Source organism: Rubrivirga sp. (genome assembly GCF_049648075.1).
GTDB lineage: Bacteria > Bacteroidota > Rhodothermia > Rhodothermales > Rubricoccaceae > Rubrivirga.
The window spans coordinates 1-1,836 of sequence record NZ_JBARYR010000522.1; the positions used below are offsets into that span (position 1 = coordinate 1).

Genomic DNA, 1,836 nt, shown 5'->3' on the forward strand with positions numbered 1-1,836 from the left:
GCCCTGGGCCGTGGTGAACGTCTCGACCTCGTCGAGGAACGTCTCGCACTCGCCGACGACGGGGCTCACGATGCCGTACTGGCTCCTCTTGCCGTAGTCGTACGAGACGGTCTCGGACTGTGGCACGACCTCGGCCAACATGAACGCGCGGACTTGGGCGAGCGCGGCCTCGACGTCGGGCGTGAGCGCGGGATTCCAGGTGATGCGGGCGTCCTCGAGGTCGAACCGTCCGCCGCCGCTCTCGAACAGGGCGGGCGCCCGGAGCCCGAGGGCTTGGGCGATGGCCTCGACGTAGGCGTAGCTCCGGCCGGAGCAGATGCCCACGCGCGGGTAGCGCTCGTCCTCGAGGGCGAGGTCGCCCCAGGCTCGGAGTTGCGCGAAGCCCTCGAGGTCGTAGGCGACGTAGGGCTCGGACAGGCAGCCGTCGATGTCGGCCAGGAACAGGTTGATCACGGGTCGCGGGGGAAGCCGCGTCAAGGTCGCCGCCCTCGCGGGCGAGTAGTGCGAACGGACCAGGGAGTTCGTCCTCGATGCGGTGTAGCATGGGGTCTCTCATTCGCCACGGCCTTGAACCTCTCCCCCATCCTGCTGGTCCTCGTCCTCGTCGGCTGCACGCACACGCGGCCGGCCGACCTATCCTCGGCCTCGACGCGAGCCACGATCAACGCCCGCGCCGAGCGGGGCTTCCCGGTCCTCCACCTCGAGGGCGAGCGCGGGCGACAGGTCCGTGCGCTCCGCGTCGCCGCCGACTCGACGTTCTGGGTCGACAAGAGGACCGACGAGGCGCGCTCGGCGCCGACGGCAGCCATCGACGCCGTCGTGTTCCGCCGCGACGGGTACGGTGCGCTCGCGGGCGCCGGAATCGGAGCTGTCGTGGGCGGAGCGAGTGGGTTCGTGGGTGACCCTCCGTTCCCGTTCGACCGCGCGTTCATGGTGGTCATGGGGGCCGCCGGCGGCGCTGTGGTCGGTGCGTTCTCCGGCGCGATCCGGTCTGACAGGGTCATCTATCGAGCTCGCCCCTTCGAGGTTGGCGTCCTCGAGGTCGTGCCCGCTCCATGCGCTGGCGTCCCGCTCGCGTGCGCAGCCGGCCTCGAGGGCGCGACCGACTAGCTCGCCCACACGCCCCAGTGTTCATCCCCTCCATGATCCGACTGCTCATCCTCCTCACCGCTCTCGCAGGCTGCACGCACACGCGGCCCGCAGACCTGTCCTCCGGCACCGTGCGGAGCGAGATCACCAGCCGCGCCGAGCGAGGCCAGGCCGTCGTCTACGTCGAGGGCGAGCGCGGGCGGGAAGCGCGCGACCTCGAGGTCGGCACCGACGTTACGACGTGGGTCGACCGGATGTCCGACGAGGAGCGCTCGGCGCCGACCTCGAGCCTGCACGCCGTCGCCTTCCGTCGCGATGGGCTCGGCGCCCTCGAGGGCGCGGCGTTCGGAGCCGCAACCGGAGTCGTGGTATTCAACCTCGAGCACCAACTCTCAGGTGGAGGATCCGAGCTATTTCCAGGCCTTCGCACCGTTGCAGGAGCCACAATAGGTTTCCTTGTCGGGTTACTCGTCGGAGTAATCCGGTCCGACCAATACGTCTAAGAGTTTGTGCCGCCGCCCGATGTCGCTGTCATCCCCTGCGGCGGCATCCCGCTCGCGTGCGCCCTCGAGGGCGCGTCCGCTAGTCCTCGACCGTGAGCAGAATCCCGACCGGCTCGACGTCCGGTCGCCGGTCGCCGGGCGGGCTGAACACGCCGTCGGTGGCATCCACGAACCACGACTCGTCGCCCTGCGTCACGCGCAACTCGAATGGGACGCCCTCGAGGGTGCCCGTGTCGTCCTCGAT

2 protein-coding genes and 1 pseudogene are annotated in these 1,836 nt (G+C 69.9%); 2 read left to right on the forward strand and 1 reads right to left on the reverse strand.

Translation table 11 applies throughout. The features are described from left to right. Positions 1-453 (reverse strand): annotated as a pseudogene (locus tag WBA11_RS14585) (phosphoglycolate phosphatase); the annotation flags it as partial. Positions 454-567: 114 nt separating this feature from the next. Here WBA11_RS14585 and WBA11_RS14590 point away from each other — a divergent pair. Together WBA11_RS14590 and WBA11_RS14595 are read left to right on the forward strand one after the other, a co-directional pair. Beyond that, on the forward strand, positions 568-1,110 hold the full coding sequence (locus WBA11_RS14590) for a hypothetical protein (protein ID WP_424521394.1): 543 nt from the start codon (positions 568-570) through the stop codon (positions 1,108-1,110). 32 nt (positions 1,111-1,142) lie between these two features. Beyond that, on the forward strand, positions 1,143-1,592 hold the full coding sequence (locus tag WBA11_RS14595) for a hypothetical protein (protein ID WP_424521395.1): 450 nt from the start codon (positions 1,143-1,145) through the stop codon (positions 1,590-1,592). Positions 1,593-1,836 lie beyond the last annotated feature (244 nt).

Coding starts and splice junctions, on each gene's coding strand:
- WBA11_RS14595 (WP_424521395.1), top strand. CDS start 1,143: ATGATCCGACTGCTCATCCTCCTCACCGCTCTCGCAGGCTGCACGCAC.